Origin of the sequence: Paenibacillus sp. FSL R5-0744, from assembly GCF_037972555.1 — a bacterium.
Taxonomy (GTDB): domain Bacteria; phylum Bacillota; class Bacilli; order Paenibacillales; family Paenibacillaceae; genus Paenibacillus_AQ.
Map to the genome: position 1 here is coordinate 5,196,707 of NZ_CP150228.1, position 18,127 is coordinate 5,214,833.

Below are 18,127 nucleotides of genomic sequence, written 5' to 3' on the forward strand. Positions count from 1 at the left end.
AAAAGAGGAGATCACCCAAAATCCTTATCACGGATTCTGGATATCTCCTCATTTCAGACGATTTAAGACTTCACATGCTTTTGCATTTGCTGAATCGCAGATTTCTCTAGACGTGAGACTTGTGCCTGTGAGATACCAATCTCATCTGCGACCTCCATCTGTGTTTTCCCTTCGAAAAACCGCATGGATAAAATTCGTTTCTCCCTTTGACCTAACTTACGCATCGCTTCACGTAAGGCGATTTCTTCGATCCACGACACATCCTTATTCTTATCATCGCTAATCTGGTCCATTACATAAATAGGATCGCCACCGTCATGATAGATCGGTTCGAATAAGGACACTGGATCCTGAATAGCATCAAGGGCAAAGACTACATCTTCCTTCGGTACGCCAAGTGCTTCAGAGATTTCGAATATCGTCGGTTCCCGCGAATTCTGATTGGTCAGACTATCGCGTACCTGCAGCGCCTTATAAGCAATGTCTCTAAGTGAACGCGATACTCGAATCGGATTGTTATCACGCAAGTAACGGCGGATCTCACCAATAATCATCGGAACCGCATATGTGGAGAACTTAACGTTTTGTGATAAATCGAAATTATCGATGGCTTTCATCAGACCGATGCAGCCCACCTGGAACAAATCGTCAACAAATTCTCCCCTATTATTGAACCTCTGGATAACACTTAGAACGAGCCTAAGATTACCATTTACCAATTTCTCTCTGGCGGATCGCTCGCCCTGCTGCTGCAGCGAAGTGAACAGTTGCCGCATTTCCACATTCGTTAGAACAGGCAGCTTAGCAGTATCCACACCGCAAATCTCGACTTTATTTCGGGTCATGATGATTTACCTCCCAAGGAGAAACATTACTGTACATTATCTCCCGGGTTGGCCATTTTATTCCTTGCTAATTTCACCTTACACCATCTTGTTAAACTCCTTACGCAGCCGCTTAATAATTCGTTTCTCCAGACGAGAGATGTAAGATTGGGAAATGCCGAGCAGATCCGCCACATCTTTTTGCGTCTTTTCTTCGCCCCCACGCAGTCCGAAACGCAGCTCCATAATGAGTCTTTCCCGTTCGCTCAGCTTTTCCAGCGCCTTTTGCAGCAGCTTGCGATCGACCTGTTCTTCAATGTTCCGATAGATGGTATCATTTTCCGTCCCTAAAACATCTGAGAGCAGCAACTCATTACCATCCCAGTCGATATTAAGAGGCTCATCAAAAGAAACCTCACTCCGTGTCTTGCTATTACGCCGCAAATACATCAAAATTTCATTCTCTATGCAACGTGATGCATATGTTGCTAGTTTTATTTTTTTCTCGGGATCAAAAGTGTTAACTGCCTTAATTAATCCGATAGCCCCTATCGAAACCAGGTCTTCAATATTGATTCCGGTATTCTCAAATTTACGAGCGATATACACTACGAGGCGCAGGTTACGCTCAATCAGCATCGCACGAACAGCAGCATCGCCGCTAGATAGCCGCTGAAGCAGATACTCTTCTTCTTCCCGTGTCAGCGGTGGAGGTAGAGCCTCGCTCCCGCCGATATAATAGATTTCCTGACTCTTCAGCCCCAGTAGAAACAGCATGCGGTAATATTGCAGCTGCAGAGCAATTTTCCATTTGACCATTATTGTTCCTCCTCCAAGAAGTACACGGTTAGCGTATGAAGCTTTTAATTACCGCTTTCAGCCATCAGAAGTTTGGTTCAGCTAGCTTTAAAGATTAGGAAGGTAGTGCTGCATCAGTGGCGCTCTCTTTTTGAGTTAAATCCGGATGTATGACCGCCCGATAGGCTCCATCTCCTGAGAGCGTCCCGCCATCCAGCCCAATTAAGACTCTTTTACTATAAAAGATATCTTCACCGAGCTTTATCGTCACAAGGTCTGGCTTCAGTGCGAGCATAAATGATGCCCCTCGGTTAATCCCCCTGTAAGGTACTAGTCGCATCCTATCCTGCCAAGCAAACGACTGCCCGTCCGTTTCTAGCAAAAGTCTGTCCGCACCATCCTGAGTGAGTCTCCCTTTCCATGCAGCAGGCAGATGCCCCTCCCAGAGCGTCGATTCCATCACCATCACCGGTATGCGGGTCAAAGGATCACAGAGACGATTACCTGTGTCTAGCAGGCCAGGACAGGAAACACTTACACCATCAATTTCAACAACCACCTCACCGATATAGGTTTCAAGCTGCTCCCTTCTGATTCGTGAAGAATGCACTGCCTTGAAGCAGATTAACACCAGGGGGAATACTACAATGACAAACCAAAAGCCGATCTTTAAGCCGTAGGCATGCCCTCCTGAAGCAGTGAACATAATACCATTCCAAATGTCGCTGGAGCTCTGCAGCAAATAGTGAATACCAACAATTCCACCTGCGGCTGCAAAATTGATAATATAGAAAGCTCCCATAGTGCGAAGGTAGCTTTGCAGACTCCCAAAACCAAAGGCAATCCATAACATAACCACCGACAATCCAAACTTGATAAGGAAGGTATACATGAAAGACAGCTCCGGTACAAACATCATCACTACATACAGTGCGCCAACGAGAGCTGAGAGGATTAAACGCCACCATGAGATTCTCAGCTTAACCATCCAGCCTGTCAGCCACAAAAGAATTCCGTCGATCACTAGATTGGCGGCGAATATCAAGTCAATATAAACAACCAGTGCATTCACCTGCTTAATGGCGGAATCTATCCTCTAGCCAAATTGGATCAGGCTCTGTTTTTGGACGATATGATTAGTATAGAAAGTCTCGCATTCAAAGTCTGTCTAAACTTGGGGGGCATTCTTACGGTTTTTTTGTCGAGTTATAGCGCGTGGGGATTTATTCCTTCTTTATGGAATTTCTTATATCTTTTATTCACTGCGTCATTCGCTCCATCATTCGCTGGATCATTTAATGGAATAGAGGAATCCTGCAAATATACAACTTTTTGTGCAAAACTCCGCTTCATGAAGTCCAAAAACTGCAAATATACAGGATTATTCTCACTTTTGGCTAGAAATCTTTATTTGGCGCAGGAATTACTGCAGATTCGCAGGAATCAACGCTTCAACCATCTACTTATTATTAAATACTGTATTTTTGCAGGATTATCCGATAGTTAATGGTTGCCGCTTTCCGCTCTCCGACTACCAGTTACCACCTACTGTAACTACTTAGTCAACCATCACCCCCTTGGAGCTACACAGTGCCGTTCATAGTCTTGCTTGATCCTTATTACATTTACGCAAAAAAAACACCGTACCGCTATAGCTAATCAGCTAAGCGATACGGTGTTCTCGTATAATCTTGATTCTATTTAATTAGTCATTGTTGCCCCGAGTACGATTACGCAGGAACGTCGGAATATCGAGCTGGTCAGAAGAACTCTGATTGCCGAAAGGACGTAAATTAGCTGAACTCTTATCCGGTGCTGCCGCAGGCTCGTTATTCGTCGAGGCCGGACGACGTCCTGGAGTTTCAGGCGATGGTTTATGTTCAAAGCCAGTAGCAATTACTGTTACTTTGATATCATCCTTCAGGCCTTCATCAATAATCGCACCAAAGATCATATTCACTTCAGGATCAGAGGCGGATGTAACGATCTCAGCCGCTTCATTAACTTCATATAGAGAGAGGTTGGATCCTCCCGTAATGTTCATGATTACGCCGCGGGCGCCTTCAATAGACGTTTCCAAGAGTGGGCTCATGATGGCTTTACGTGCTGCTTCAGACGCACGGTTCTCACCATTTGCAATACCAATACCCATAAGCGCTGAACCGCGCTCTGTCATGATCGTCTTTACATCCGCAAAGTCAAGGTTAATCAGACCAGGAACCTTAATTAGGTCAGAGATACCTTGAACAGCCTGCCGGAGAACATTATCTGCTTCACGGAAAGCTTCCAACATCGGTGTTTTCTTATCAACGATCTCAAGCAAACGGTCATTTGGAATGACGATTAGCGTGTCGACTTTTTCTTTCAAAGCTTCGATTCCAAGCATTGCCTGGTTATAACGTTTTCTTCCTTCAAAAGTGAACGGGCGAGTAACTACCCCCACAGTCAAGGCTCCACACTCTCTAGCAATCTCAGCTATAACTGGTGCTGCACCTGTTCCTGTACCGCCACCCATCCCTGCAGTAACAAACACCATATCTGCGCCCTTAAGGGTATTAGAGATCAAGTCACGGGATTCTTCCGCTGCTTTCTTACCGACTTCAGGATTAGCTCCTGCACCCAACCCGCGGGTCAGCTTGTCCCCGATTTGCAGCTTGTGCTCCGATTTGGCCATATGCAACGCTTGGGCGTCTGTATTAACCGTAATAAATTCTACACCCTGAACGCCATTTTCAATCATCCGGTTGACAGCATTACTACCTCCGCCGCCTACGCCGATGACTTTTATTTGCGCCAAGCTCTCCATTTCAAAATCAAATTCTAACATATTGTTCCATCTCCCCCTCAATGTGCTTGGATGGCCGGTCCAAGTATATCTGGACTTACACTTATATAAACTCGCTGAACATGTTCTTTAGACGCTCGACAAACCCGGTCTTCTGAACCGTTTCCTGATTTGGAGTGGCGTTCTGCTTACTCCGGTTGACCGTCTTTTTGTTGCTGCTTCCACCACTGCTTCTTCCACGGAAGCTACGGACAACATTATGCAGGATACCAACACCTCCGGTAAACCCAGGGTCCCGTACACCGATATAATCCGGTACAGCGATGCGTACAGATGCAGCCAGTTCAGTCTGAGCCGCCTTTAATACGCCAGGCATCGAAACAGTTCCACCCGTTAATATATAACCTCCAGGTAGTTCACTGTAACCAAGCCGTTTCACTTCCTGTTTAATCAGATGGAAGATTTCTTGCACCCGTGGTTCGATAATTGCCGCTAAATCCTCTTGGTTAAATTCCTTCTCTACATTACTGCCAATGCGCAGCACCTTGAAGACAACGTCAGAGGCTGCATCGTCAATCCATGCGCAACCATACTTTAGCTTTACTTTCTCCGCTTGATCAGTAAGTGTACGTAGTCCGTATGCAATGTCATTAGTTACAAATTCTCCGCCGATCGGAATCGTAGAGGTTGCACAAAGGGAACTTTCTTCGTATATGGCTATCGTTGTCGACCCGGCCCCGATATCAACCAGAACAGATCCCATCGATTTCTCGTCTTTGGACAGCGCCAATCCACCAGCACCAAGAGACATCAGCACAAGATCCTTCACTTTCAGCCCTGATTTCTCAACACATCGTAGTAGATTATGTATTGGCGTCTTAGCACCCGTAATGATGGTTGCGTCCACTTCTAGACGAACACCAATCATCCCGCGCGGGTCCTGAATACCTTCGAGACCATCGACGATAAATTGTTTAGGAACAACATCAATCACTTCTCGCTCCGGAGGCATAGCGATGACTTCCGCAGCTTTAATAACACGATCGATATCATCCTCACCGATTTCACGATCCTCATTCTGAACGGCCACGACACCGTGGCTGGATTGCAGGCCAATATGATTACCGGAAATGCCTACATAAACTTCTGATATTTGAATACCCACCATTTGCTCTGCATGATCTATAGCACTTTTGATCGATTGCACAGTTTGGTCGATATCTACAATCGCGCCTTTACGTATTCCTTCCGAATCAGCAGATCCAACGCCAATAATATTAAAGGTTCCATTGGTAACTTCCCCAATTATTGCCCGAACTTTGGATGTACCGATGTCCAAACTAACAATGATGTCATTGTTGCTCAAGTCCTATGGCACCTCCTGTTATAATCGAAATAATTTGCATAATCTTATCCCGGTCCCGGGAAACTTCTCTGTACATATTCAACATACCTAACCCTTTCCCTCTTTTTTCTACAAATTTTTTGAACGGAATAATATTCCAACATCCCTAAATGTGATTGGTTACTCATAATTTTTTATAAGAATGATAATTATCACAAGAAATATATACCTATTTGGTTATTACTAACCATATAAAAGATTATATTTCAAAAAAATCGAAGAAAAAAGAGGGATATAGCTTCTTGCCCGTAACTCCGATTGTAGCATTTTTTGAACTCTATTAGTAGGGACTATTTACCTCTACTCTACTCTTGCACATCTTTTTGCTCATCGCCCTTTTGCTCCTCACTTTCGACCTGAAAAGGAACATACGAGTCGGCTTCAAGCATCGTGATAAGTCCAGGCTCCTTTGTCTCTATTACCTGATTCAAGTATGACACTTTGCTCTTCAATAAAGAGATGGAAGTGATCACCTCGAAACGGGATCTAGTATAGAGCTTGATACGATCCGGAAATGACAAGGTTGGCGAGGGAACAATCTCAGAGATATCACTTGTCAATTCATTAGAAATGCTTCCAAGCGTTTGACATAGGATAGCCTTATTAGGATCAGCTGGATCCCAGTTGGTTAATATAGGTTTCTCTACAGCAATACCAGTCTCATTAACAGTCACCGCTGCTCCACTCGACAGAATCGCCTTCAAGATGCCGCCCTGTTCCAGTTCATAGGCCACCGCAGGGAACTCTTCAATCTTCACTGTGATTACCCCGGGGAAATCCTTCTTTACGGCTACAGTCTTAACCGTCTTAAGCTCCAGCAAAGATTGTTCCACAGACTTCGTAGAAACGGCAAAGAATTGTCCACCTATATGAATTCCACTTTGCGAGAGTAATTCCTCACTAGTAGAATACTTGCTTCCCTGAAAATCTATCACTGTAATGTGACTAATAGACGATCTGAAAAAAATCACAGCAAGAAGCGCAGTGAACAGTAGCAGCAGGATCGCCGTAATCTTACGGCTCATTTTTTTCTTAGGCTTGTCCTCTTTAAGAAGAGGTAATCGGGTTGTTGTCATTCTCATATCTCCGTAATAAGGCCCTGTCTCCTTCCTTGGTAGAACTGAAGGAGACAGGGAGCTTTAATTGGCCAAATCAAGTGGATCCGGTACGGGTACCTTGCGGCTTATGCGCGCGCCAAGCTTCTGAAACAGCTTCTCTATTCCATCATACCCGCGGTCAATATGGTGTGCTTGCTCAACGACTGTAGTCCCTTGTGCAGCAAGCCCAGCAATGACCAGAGCCGCACCTGCACGCAAGTCAGTAGCTTCCACAGTAGCACCATACAATCTCTGAACGCCGCGAATAAACGCACGATTCAAATCAATAGAAATATCAGCGCCCATCCGCGCCATTTCTTCAACATGCTTGAATCGTCCCTCAAACACCGTCTCCTTGATTACACTGAAGCCATCAGCGAGAGACAACAGCACCATGACCTGAGATTGCAGATCGGTTGGGAAAGAAGGATAAGGAGAAGTCACAATTCTCTCAACAGCACGTGGACGCCCCATACAACTGATATTAATTATATCATTGCACACTGTGATTTGAACACCAGCCCGCTTGAGCACATGAATAAGCGAAGTCAGATGCCCCGCATTGGCATGTGTCAAAGTCACATTCCCTCGTGTAGCTGCCGCAGCAATCATTACGGTTCCAGCCACAATCCGATCAGGTATCACCTCGTACGTACAGGGATATAGGTTTTTCACCCCTTGAATTGTGATGGTGTCCGTACCTGCACCGATAATCTGAGCACCCATGCTATTTAGAAACTGCTGTAGGTCCTGTATCTCCGGCTCTCTCGCTGCCCCCGATATTGTTGTTGTTCCCTCTGCCTTTGCGGCAGCCATCATAATATTCTCCGTTGCTCCTACACTTGGATAGTCGAGATGAATATCACTCCCTATAAGCTTAGAACCCCGACAGAATATTCTTCCGTTGCTCTCCTCGATCTCCGCCCCTAACGCCTTAAGTCCCTGTAGATGAAGATCGATTTTACGCTCTCCGATCGCACAGCCCCCAGGCTGATAGATCGTTACCTCTCCAAATCTGGATAACAGCGGTCCCATTAGAAAAATGGAAGATCTCATCTGCCGCATTAAATCCTCAGGGATATGAGATGTCCCGACGGCAGACGTATCTATCGTCACCGTATCCTCTTGATGCACGCACCTGCAGCCCAGCCGATCTAGGATGTCTAGCATAGTCTCGATGTCCAGCAGCTTCGGCACATTATGCAGTGAGTGAACTCCTTCGGCCAGCAGGCTTGCCGCTAGAATCGGCAGCGCCGCATTTTTTGCTCCATGGATACGAATGGTGCCTGACAGGGGACTTCCACCCTCAATCACCAATTTGTCCAATGTATCACCTCCGAGATTACCGCTCACCCACCACAAACACTTCCGTTACAAGCTCATATGAAATGTACAAGTATAAACGTCTTCGGCGTCCTTTATAAGGACGATAGGCGTTTAAGCGAGAAATATAAGGATAATGTATAACGTGAAACTTATACTTTCTTATATTTCAAGAATATCCTGCACTACATCTCAGGTTTGGAAGTGTCCTGGGTGATTGTCACGATTATAGGATTATCCTATGTTCGTTCCTCCAAGTGTGTGACAGAGAGCTGCCAATAAGGAAAACCCGTATGGAAAACGATGATATCTTAAGACTTCTTACCCGCAAGTCTTCGGAGCTCGCTTGTGATTACTGCCGCAGAATCTCTTTTGCCGAGTCGTTTGGAGGCCACGGACATCTGCTCACGCACGGCTTCAGTTCCGATGATTTTTTGAACCGCCTCATATAGTGCCGTGCCGTTTAAATCTTTCTCAAGCAGCACCACAGCAGCACCTTCACGTTCCAACTGTCTTGCATTCGCCTCCTGATGGTTATTCGTCACATTAGGAGATGGAATGAGTACAGAGGGAATACCCAGCGCTGTAATCTCAGCGAGAAAAGAGGCTCCCGCCCGATTAACGATCAAGGAGGTACAAGCCAACACCTCTGGCATATTATGAACGTAAGGAAGGACATGCAACCAGTTTGGTATGCTACCCAGCTTTTGACGCAATTCCGCCCGAGTCTCTTCGAAATAAGGTTCACCTGTAACATACACATAATGAACACCATTACCCTTACCCACTTTTGGGGCCATTTCAATCATGGCTCTATTAATAGCCTTAGCTCCCTGACTGCCACCAACCACCAAAACAACAGTACTGCCATCCGAAATCCCCAGCGATGCGAATCCACGTTGCGGACTTGCTGTAGTAACTGTTGTGGCACGTGGATTGCCAGTATAGATCACATTTTTGCTGCCCGGAAAAGAGGACTCTGTTCCTTCAAAGCTTACGGCAACTGTACTCGCATACCGACTCAGAAAGCGATTGGTTAGACCTGGTATGGCATTTTGTTCATGGATCAAAGTAGGGATGCCCAACCGGGATGCAGCATAAACGACTGGACCACACACATAACCGCCTGTTCCAATCACAACATCTGGTTTGAATTCTCTTAACATTTCTTTGGACGCCTTAACACCCTTCAAGAAACGCATCACGGTCTTGACATTGTCTATGGATAGCTTGCGCCGAAAGCCAGTGATGTCAATAGATTTGAAAGGGATATTCTCTTGAGGGACAAGCTTGCTCTCTAAGCCACGCGTTCCACCAATATACAGGAAGGTAGATTTGCTATCTTCCAACTCCATTTGCCTAGCAACAGCGACCGCAGGGTAGATATGTCCACCCGTGCCTCCGCCGCTTAATACGATACGCATCTCTTTCACCTCGCAAAACGGGATAAGTTCAATAGAATGCCAAGGGATGTTAGCATCAGTGTAAGTGAAGATCCGCCATAGCTAATCAGAGGAAGCGTGATGCCCGTTACAGGCATTAGACCAATAACAACACCAATATTAATAATGACTTGCACAGCCACCATACAGACGATGCCAACGGCCAGATAGCTTCCAAAACGGTCAGGTAGACTCATCGCCACCTTCATCCCGCGCCAGATTAGAATAAGAAATAGGATCAACACAGCCAAACCACCGATAAACCCCAGCTCCTCGGCCAATATAGAAAAAATAAAATCTGTTTGTGGCTCAGGTACATAGCTGTACTTCTGCCGACTCATTCCTAATCCAAGGCCACCGAGTCCACCAGGACCAATCGCATATAACGACTGAATGATCTGGTAGCCTGCACCAAGGGGGTCGGACCAAGGATCAAGAAAAGCGGTAATCCGCTGCAACCGGTAAGGCGCTGCTGCAATCAAAGCAACAAACCCTGCCGCACCAGCTACTCCAAGTGAAAGTAAATGCTTCATTCTAGCCCCTGCTGTGAAGACCATCATCAAGGCTGCACCAAACATGACGGTACCTGTACCCAAATCCGGCTGGAGCATGATCAGCGCGAAGGCTGACCCAATAAGCGCAAGTGGTGGGAGCAAGCCGCGTGTGAAGGAAGTGATGTCGTATTCCTCTTTTCCTAGCCAATTGGCTAAGAATAGAATCATCCCCATCTTCATGAATTCGGAAGGCTGGATCCCGAAGGAGCTAATTCCTAGCCAGCTGCGCGCTCCCCCGCGTACTACACCAATACCAGGGATAAGCACAATAACAAGTAAGAAAAAGCAGATCAGAAGTGCCGGCTTAGCCAGCTTTTTCAGCACCCTGTAATCGGTATTCGCCGTAACGAACATTGCGATTAGTCCTAGTCCTGCAAACAAAAGCTGTCTTTTTACAAAGTAAAACGAATCTCCATAATTGCGGAAGCCCAGAACGGACCCGGCGCTGTATACCATCACCATGCCGATCACCAGCAAAGATAGAATAGGAATCAGCAACCAAATATCGGGAGCATGACGAGTTTTGTTCATCAGGAGCACACCTCTTGCATCCGTAGTAGGGATGGGGCTTATCCACCCCCCTACTTAAAGGTTATGCACCGCCTCTTTAAAAATACGCCCGCGCTCTTCATAGGATGTAAACATATCCCAACTTGCACAGGCAGGAGACAAAAGAACGATATCTCCTTCTTCCGCCAGAGCGGAAGCTTCCTGCACAGCTTGCTCAAGCACGGCAGCGGCACTCTCCCCATTATCGACGGAGATAATCTGCTTTAATCCTGCCAGCTGCGCTACATTCGTTAGCTTGTCCTTAGTTTCCCCTAACGCCACTAGCGCTTTAACACGACCGCTCAGGACAGGCAGCAGCTCCAAATAATCGGAACCACGGTCTAATCCACCAGCGATCAGCACTACAGGGCGCTCAAAGGACGTTAATGCCATAATCGTCGCTTTGGAGTTTGTTGCTTTGGAGTTATTATAATAAGTGGCTCCAGCCTTATCAGCCACATACTCCAGCCGGTGCTCCACACCGCGAAATGAAGCAAGCACTTCACCCAATAAAGAGGGGTCAGCTCCAGCAGCAATGGCAATTCCACATGCAGCCAGTGCATTTCCCACGTTGAAACGTCCCGGAATACTAATGGAATCTACATCAGCAATGATTGTTTCTTGGTCTGCAGATTCGCGATAGATGATGCGGCGCTTCAGATCGTCATCTTGACCCGTAATATAGGATGGGCTAACAAACACACCATGAGTGAGCTCCTCGGACATAGAGAACGGAAGAATAGTTGCTTTCATATACGGCACAAGTTCCCGGCAAAAAGGATCGTCCCAGTTCAGCACAGCCGTATCCGTATCTACTTGATTGGCGAACAGCTTTGCTTTGGAATCGACATAATCCTTCATGCTCCCATGATAATCCAGGTGGGTCTCCGCAATATTCAACAAACAACCTATTTTGGGGCGGAAAGTCTCCGTACCTTTGAGCTGGAAGCTGCTGAGTTCGACCACCATCCAGTTATCCTCTGTAGCTTCTTGCGCAGCCTCACAGAGAGGCGTGCCAATGTTACCTGCAACAATCGGATTCATACCTGCAGCTTCCAGCATTTGACCTACCCAGGTCGTCGTTGTCGTCTTGCCATTGGATCCCGTGATGCCAATCATCGGCGCTGCACAAAGACGGTAAGCAACCTCCACCTCTGTAACTACTTCAATGCCAAGCTCAAGAGCCTTTTGCACAGGAGGCGCAGAATAAGGAATGCCTGGATTCTTAATGACCAGACTTACACCTTCATGAATCAGTCCATCCGGATGCCCACCGCTTATAACACAAATTCCCAAAGATTCCAATTCGGAAGCTTCGGGACTTTGATCTCTTTCCTTTTTATCGTTCACCGTAACTACAGCGCCTCGATCATGCAGCACTTTAGCAACCTGGACACCGCTTTTTGCGAGCCCAAGAACCACAACTTCTTCACCACGATACATATCTGGATGTTTCATTCGCTACAACCCCTTGCTAATAAATAGTCCAACAGCGGCTAATATCAAGCTTACCGCCCAGAACGAAATTACCACACGCCATTCCGACCAGCCACCAAGTTCAAAATGATGGTGAATCGGGCTCATTCTGAATACACGTTTGCCACGGGTTTTGAAAGAAACTACCTGTATCACGACAGATAACATTTCCACCACAAACACACCGCCAATAATTAAAAACAGCAGTTCGCTCTTTGTGACAATGGCAATCGCACCTATCGCACCGCCAATACCAAATGAACCGGTATCTCCCATGAACACCTTAGCCGGATGGGCATTAAAGACCAGAAATCCAAGAACGGCCCCGATCATTGCCGCTGCACACACGCCAGCTGCAATTGACGTAGCCTGCATCGCTACAACAGCATAAGCGGCCAAAGCAATAGCACTTACTCCAGACAGCAAACCATCTACTCCATCAGTAAAGTTAACAGCATTCGTTACTGCCATCATCATAATAATAATGAATGGATAGTAGAAAAAGCCGCCCCAGTCAAAGCTGAAATCAGTACCCGGAACGCTGATACTTGTGCTATGTCCTGCAGAAATCAGCAGACCGCACATCACAGCACCTACCAACAGCTGCCCGAACAATTTTTGACGCGCCGTAAGGCCCAAAGAACGCTTGAATACGATTTTGATATAATCATCCAAAAATCCGATCAGTCCAAAACCAAGCGTAGCCACTAGTAGTACGTAGAAATCGTTATTCACCACGGAAAATTTCAGATAAGCCAATGTAAAAGCCACGATGATTACGATACCGCCCATCGTCGGCGTTCCCGCTTTCTTTAAATGGGATTGCGGTCCGTCATCTCGCACCTGCTGTCCGAATTTCATCCTGCGCAGTAGCGGAATGAAGAGCGGAGCGGCAATGACCGCAAGGATAAAGGAAACAGCAATAGTCAATAACAATAGTTGATAATCCATGGGTGCACCCCCTCCATTTTTTTAGGTCTCTTTAATCTCTTTATTAAGGCTCTGAAGCACTTCCTCAAGCCTCATCCCTCTAGATCCTTTGAATAGTACAATATCCTTGGAGCTGCTTTTCTCGATAAGGACGGCTGTTAATTCTGACTTATCCGTAAAAGCCAGCACACGCTCGTTTCCGAATCTTTCCTTTGCAGCTTCTGCAATATGGACTGACAATGGACCATAGGTATATACAAAATCAGTCACTGCGGGGTCTAGGTAGTAGCCAATTTCTTTATGAAACTGTATTTCATCCGGCCCAAGTTCCAGCATGTCCCCCAGTACTGCGATTTTTTTGCCACTGCATTTCATAGTTTGAAGCACATCAATGGCCGCCTTCATAGAAGTCGGACTGGCATTATAAGCATCATTCAAAAGTGTAAGCCCGGAAGAAGTCCGAATCACTTCAATCCGCATGCCCGTCAACTTAAGATTGCTTAACCCATTCTCTACATTTTGTTCTGTAATTCCAAAATGGCGAGCAACCGCTAGTGCAGCCAACGCGTTAACAACGTTATGCTGGCCTGGCAGCGGTAATGTAAAAGCATGTTCCTTATGAAGGCTTGACGTAAACGTCATACCACCACTATGGGACATCATCCCAGTCGGATAATCATCATTATCTCCGTTCAGGCCGAAACGGAAGGACACCATCTCCTCCGGAGCCTCAAAAGTGGACTCTTGCATTACCTCAGTCAGCAGCGGTTCATCACCGTTATAAATTAGCAGTCCACCTGGCTTTAGCCCTTCAACTATTTCCAGCTTGGCACGGGCGATTTCTTTGCGGGATCCCAGTTGCAGCAGATGTGACTCACCTACATTAGTAATGACTGCAACATCTGGTGCAGCCAAAGAAGCCAGCAGAGCAATTTCTCCCCGCGAGCTCATACCCATTTCAAGCACTGCAATCTCTGTATCCTCAGCCATGGATAGAATCGTGAGCGGAAGACCAATATGATTATTGAAGTTTCCTTCTGTCTTGTGCACCTTGTACTGCGTTTCGAGCAAGGCCATAATGATATCTTTTGTCGTTGTTTTGCCATTACTGCCCGTAACTGCGACAACCTTCGGAGCGACCTCATTTAAATACGCAGCGGACAGCTTCTGAAGCGCCTCTAGCGTATCTTCAACAATTATGACTCCGCCACCCTCAGGCGCAGGACCTTTATCACGCTGCCATAAGGTCCCTGCAGCACCAGCAGCCATAGCTGTAGCTGCATAATGATGACCGTCAAATTTGTCTCCCGTTAGAGGAACAAACAGGCAACCTGTAGTTATCTTACGGGAGTCAGTAACGACGCCCGTAAGTGGTATATTCATAGCTTCGGCAGCAGGAAGTTCCCCTGCGCACATCACAGCAATTTGTCCCAGTGTTCTTGTAATCAATAGCTTCGACCCCTTATAACTTCTTTAGCGACGATGCGGTCATCGAAATCGTGAACCACTCCGCCAATCAGTTGATAGGTCTCATGACCTTTCCCCGCAATCAATACTACATCGCCAGAGCTTGCCATTTCAATAGCCTTCCCAATTGCTTCTCGGCGATCAACAATCATATGATACCGGTCAGAGGTGACTCCATCCTCTACTAGTCCTGCTTCTATATCCTTCAGAATTAGCCCAGGGTCCTCCGTCCGAGGGTTGTCAGAGGTTACGAATATCATGTCGCTATATTTTGCAGCTATCTTACCCATTAAAGGACGTTTCGTGCGGTCTCTGTCTCCTCCGCAGCCAAACACAGTAAGCACTTTACCTGTAGCAAATTCGCAGACCGTTCTTAATACATTTTCCAGCCCGTCTGGTGTATGTGCATAGTCAACGATAACGGCATATTCTTGCCCCTCATCTACTGACTCTACCCGTCCAGCTACCCCATCAATCGCCTCAAGACTAGTCTTGATATCTGACAGTGACACATCTTCCAACAACGCTGCCGTAATCGCCGCAAGTGCATTATAGACATTGAACTTACCAACCATACGAAGCGAAATGTCCGTCTCACCCTTAAACGTATCTACATGGAAAAAAGTTCCTTTTGCAGTGATCGAGATTTGCGAAGCTCGGACATTAGCGTTGTTATCAATGCCATATGTAATCACTTCCGCTGCAGTTTGGGTTGCAAAATAGTGGCTCGCCTCATCATCAGCATTCAGCACCGCATATTTGCGTTCTTCTTTCCAAGGAGAGATCACATTTCCTAGTCTAGAGAAGAATAGACCTTTAACCGCCCGATACTCCTCCATTGTATGATGATAATCCAGATGATCCTGGGTTAAGTTCGTAAATATTGCTGTACGGAAGTCCGCACCCTTCACACGTCCTTGCTGAAGCGCATGGGAGGAGACTTCCATTATGCAACATTCCACACCTTTGGAGGCCATATCATGAAGCGAGCGCTGCAGATCTAGCGATTCTGGAGTGGTCCCTGACATAGGGTAGCTTTTGCCGTCATAGCGCATTTGAATGGTCCCAATCAGACCCGTCTTCATATTCTGGTCTTGCATAATCCGCTCAATAAGATAAGTCGTAGTTGTCTTCCCGTTTGTACCCGTAACCCCGATCATTCTCATTCGGCTGCTAGGTGAGCCAAAGAATGCATTCGACATGACAGACATCGCAAAACGGCAGTCATCCACAACGATCTGTGGGATATCAAGCTCTAGCTTATGCTCACATACGATAGCAGATGCTCCAGAGGCTACGGCTTGCGGCGCAAATTTATGTCCGTCTACGGTGTGACCCGGTAAACAGATAAACAGATCACCCGGACTTACACGGCGGGAATCCGTCTGAAGATCAGTAATCTCCACCTCCCCGTCCCCATATAGACGCGAAGTGGCAAGACAAGCAGATAATTCATTAACTTTCATAGTAATCCCTCACTCTACATTTTCGGATACAAACTGAACCCTTATACCTTTATCATTATTCACTAGAAGCTCCCATATAAATCCTGATGGTTGAGCCCTGTTCTACTCTTGCCCCAGCTTTCGGAGCCTGATTGATGACCGTATTGCCAGAGCCTGAACGCGCCAGATTAAAATTCATATTTAAATCCTCATAGATATCTTGTACGGTTGCACCTGTAAGGTCAGGCACGGTCACAATCGGAGTTTCACCATACTTATAAGTTTTTGGAAGCTGATCACTGCGCTCAGGAACCTTCATATAGTGCAGCGAGTCTTCCAAAATATTTTGCACGATTGGAGCTGCAACTACACCCCCAAATTGAATCCCTTTCGGATTATCCACTGCAGTGTAGACAACGATCTGCGGATCATCCGCCGGCGCAAAGCCAATAAAAGAAACAATGTGCTCTGTCGGAGAATAACGTCCATTTATAACCTTCTGTGCAGTACCCGTCTTGCCACCTACACGATAGCCGTCGATAAAAGCCGGCCGTCCCGTGCCTTTGGCAACCACGCTCTCAAGTGCTGCCCGCACCTTCTTGGATGTCTCCTCCGAAATAACCTGCCGCACAAGCTCAGGCTTCACCTCTGATACAGTCTCTCCCGTTTCAGGATTAACCCATGATTTTGTTACATGTGGTTTATAGAGATTGCCACCATTGATAGCCGCGGATACCGCAGCAATCTGCTGGATAGGTGTAACCGAGACCCCTTGGCCGAAGGCCGTAGTCGAAAGCTCCACCGGACCAACTTGACTAAGCTTGAACAGAATCCCATTAGATTCTCCGTTTAGATCAATTCCTGTTTTGCTGCCGAAACCAAAATCACGAATATATTTGAAGAGGGTTTCTTTGCCCAGCCGTTGCCCAAGAGCAACAAAACCAGGGTTACAGGAGTTCTCAACCACCTGAAGAAAGGTTTGGCTGCCATGGCCGCCTTTTTTCCAACAGCGCAGCTTCGCACCCGCCACTTCGATAAACCCAGGATCATAGAAATGATCATTTTGCAGGTCTACCTTACCTTCTTGCAGTGCTGCAGCAAGTGTGATGATTTTGAACGTCGAACCAGGCTCGTAAGTCATCCAAATGGGCAAATTCCGATTATAGATCTGCGGATCATATTCCTTATATAAACCCGGTTCATAACCCGGTCTACTAGCCATGGCCAGAATTTCACCATTCTTCGGATTCATCGCTATAGCCCAAGCACCCTGCGCCTGATATTTTACCATAGCTTGATCCAGCTCACGTTCCATAATGGATTGAATCTGTTTATCAATCGTCAATTGCAGATTAAGTCCATCCTGAGGGGCAGAATACTTCTCCGATGATCCAGGCATGAGTCTTCCACCTGCGTCAGACAAATACGAAATATTGCCTGCTATTCCTTTAAGTAAATTATCGTATATGTTCTCGACCCCGGTAATCCCTTGGTTATCAATACCTGTAAAGCCTAGTATATGCGCGGCAAGATCGCCGTACGGATAATATCTTTTGCTATCCTCAGCGACAACGATGCCCGGCAACTGCAAATCACGGATGCTCGCGGCAAGTTCCATCGTAATTTTGCGGCCGCCGGGCTGTAGTTTCACCGACATTGATTTTTTAGTCAGCAAGCTCATCAGCTTCTCCTCGGTCATCCCAAGCAGAGGCGCCAATTGCTGCGCTGTCTTTTGCTTCTCCTTCACCTGCACAGGCACCGCATAAACCGTAGGCGTACTGATATTATAGGCCAGCGGTATACCTTCACGATCCAAAATTTCACCACGCTTGGCTGTAAAAGGAATATTGCGGCGCAAGGAATCTTCTACCTTGTCACTTAATTTCTCGCCTTGGGATAATTGCACAAAGCCAAGACGCACGACCAGCGAACCGAATAACACTGCCAGTCCCAGCAGCGTCCACAACATTCTCCGCCGTGTTACGACCTTCGAAACCTTCATTCCGTTCTCCCCCGCTTTCACCTATAGACA

15 protein-coding genes are annotated in these 18,127 nt (G+C 46.6%); all 15 read right to left on the reverse strand.

The features are described 5' to 3' along the window. Positions 1 to 62 precede the first annotated feature (62 nt). Positions 63 to 845, reverse strand: coding sequence for an RNA polymerase sporulation sigma factor SigG (sigG, locus tag MKY19_RS23020; RefSeq protein WP_036683631.1), 783 nt, complete (start codon positions 843 to 845; stop codon positions 63 to 65). Between the two features lie 78 nt (positions 846 to 923). Then, positions 924 to 1,646, reverse strand: a complete 723-nt coding sequence (sigE, locus tag MKY19_RS23025) for an RNA polymerase sporulation sigma factor SigE (RefSeq protein WP_028530613.1) — start codon at positions 1,644 to 1,646, stop codon at positions 924 to 926. A 91-nt stretch (positions 1,647 to 1,737) separates the two neighbouring features. Next, positions 1,738 to 2,685 carry a sigma-E processing peptidase SpoIIGA gene (spoIIGA, locus tag MKY19_RS23030; RefSeq protein ID WP_339804469.1) on the reverse strand — a complete coding sequence of 316 codons (948 nt, stop codon included), beginning with the start codon at positions 2,683 to 2,685 and terminating at the stop codon, positions 1,738 to 1,740. A 143-nt stretch (positions 2,686 to 2,828) separates the two neighbouring features. Beyond that, the gene (locus MKY19_RS23035) at positions 2,829 to 2,975 is read right to left on the reverse strand and encodes a hypothetical protein (protein WP_223179028.1); all 147 of its coding nucleotides are present in this window, start codon (positions 2,973 to 2,975) and stop codon (positions 2,829 to 2,831) included. Positions 2,976 to 3,327: 352 nt separating this feature from the next. Further along, complete coding sequence (ftsZ, locus tag MKY19_RS23040; RefSeq protein ID WP_339797937.1) at positions 3,328 to 4,449, reverse strand: cell division protein FtsZ; 1,122 nt, start codon at positions 4,447 to 4,449, stop codon at positions 3,328 to 3,330. 61 nt (positions 4,450 to 4,510) lie between these two features. Further along, on the reverse strand, positions 4,511 to 5,773 hold the full coding sequence (gene ftsA, locus MKY19_RS23045) for a cell division protein FtsA (RefSeq protein WP_042190844.1): 1,263 nt from the start codon (positions 5,771 to 5,773) through the stop codon (positions 4,511 to 4,513). A 344-nt stretch (positions 5,774 to 6,117) separates the two neighbouring features. After that, on the reverse strand, positions 6,118 to 6,888 hold the full coding sequence (locus tag MKY19_RS23050) for an FtsQ-type POTRA domain-containing protein (RefSeq protein WP_339797940.1): 771 nt from the start codon (positions 6,886 to 6,888) through the stop codon (positions 6,118 to 6,120). A gap of 63 nt (positions 6,889 to 6,951) precedes the next feature. Then, positions 6,952 to 8,235 carry a UDP-N-acetylglucosamine 1-carboxyvinyltransferase gene (gene murA, locus MKY19_RS23055; RefSeq protein ID WP_042190848.1) on the reverse strand — a complete coding sequence of 428 codons (1,284 nt, stop codon included), beginning with the start codon at positions 8,233 to 8,235 and terminating at the stop codon, positions 6,952 to 6,954. A 308-nt stretch (positions 8,236 to 8,543) separates the two neighbouring features. Beyond that, positions 8,544 to 9,656, reverse strand: coding sequence for an undecaprenyldiphospho-muramoylpentapeptide beta-N-acetylglucosaminyltransferase (murG, locus tag MKY19_RS23060; protein WP_042190850.1), 1,113 nt, complete (start codon positions 9,654 to 9,656; stop codon positions 8,544 to 8,546). A 5-nt stretch (positions 9,657 to 9,661) separates the two neighbouring features. Beyond that, on the reverse strand, positions 9,662 to 10,759 hold the full coding sequence (gene spoVE, locus MKY19_RS23065) for a stage V sporulation protein E (RefSeq protein WP_339266547.1): 1,098 nt from the start codon (positions 10,757 to 10,759) through the stop codon (positions 9,662 to 9,664). Positions 10,760 to 10,813: 54 nt separating this feature from the next. Further along, complete coding sequence (gene murD / locus MKY19_RS23070) at positions 10,814 to 12,235, reverse strand: UDP-N-acetylmuramoyl-L-alanine--D-glutamate ligase (RefSeq protein ID WP_339243126.1); 1,422 nt, start codon at positions 12,233 to 12,235, stop codon at positions 10,814 to 10,816. 3 nt (positions 12,236 to 12,238) lie between these two features. Beyond that, entirely contained in the window at positions 12,239 to 13,204 is a 966-nt protein-coding gene (gene mraY / locus MKY19_RS23075) for a phospho-N-acetylmuramoyl-pentapeptide-transferase (protein ID WP_042190854.1), read from the reverse strand. A gap of 21 nt (positions 13,205 to 13,225) precedes the next feature. After that, complete coding sequence (murF, locus tag MKY19_RS23080) at positions 13,226 to 14,629, reverse strand: UDP-N-acetylmuramoyl-tripeptide--D-alanyl-D-alanine ligase (RefSeq protein ID WP_339248651.1); 1,404 nt, start codon at positions 14,627 to 14,629, stop codon at positions 13,226 to 13,228. Continuing rightward, the gene (locus MKY19_RS23085; RefSeq protein WP_339797942.1) at positions 14,629 to 16,116 is read right to left on the reverse strand and encodes a UDP-N-acetylmuramoyl-L-alanyl-D-glutamate--2,6-diaminopimelate ligase; all 1,488 of its coding nucleotides are present in this window, start codon (positions 16,114 to 16,116) and stop codon (positions 14,629 to 14,631) included. Before MKY19_RS23085 ends, murF begins: the two co-directional genes overlap by 1 nt. A gap of 55 nt (positions 16,117 to 16,171) precedes the next feature. Next, positions 16,172 to 18,097, reverse strand: a complete 1,926-nt coding sequence (locus MKY19_RS23090) for a stage V sporulation protein D (RefSeq protein ID WP_339797945.1) — start codon at positions 18,095 to 18,097, stop codon at positions 16,172 to 16,174. Positions 18,098 to 18,127: the final 30 nt, after the last annotated feature.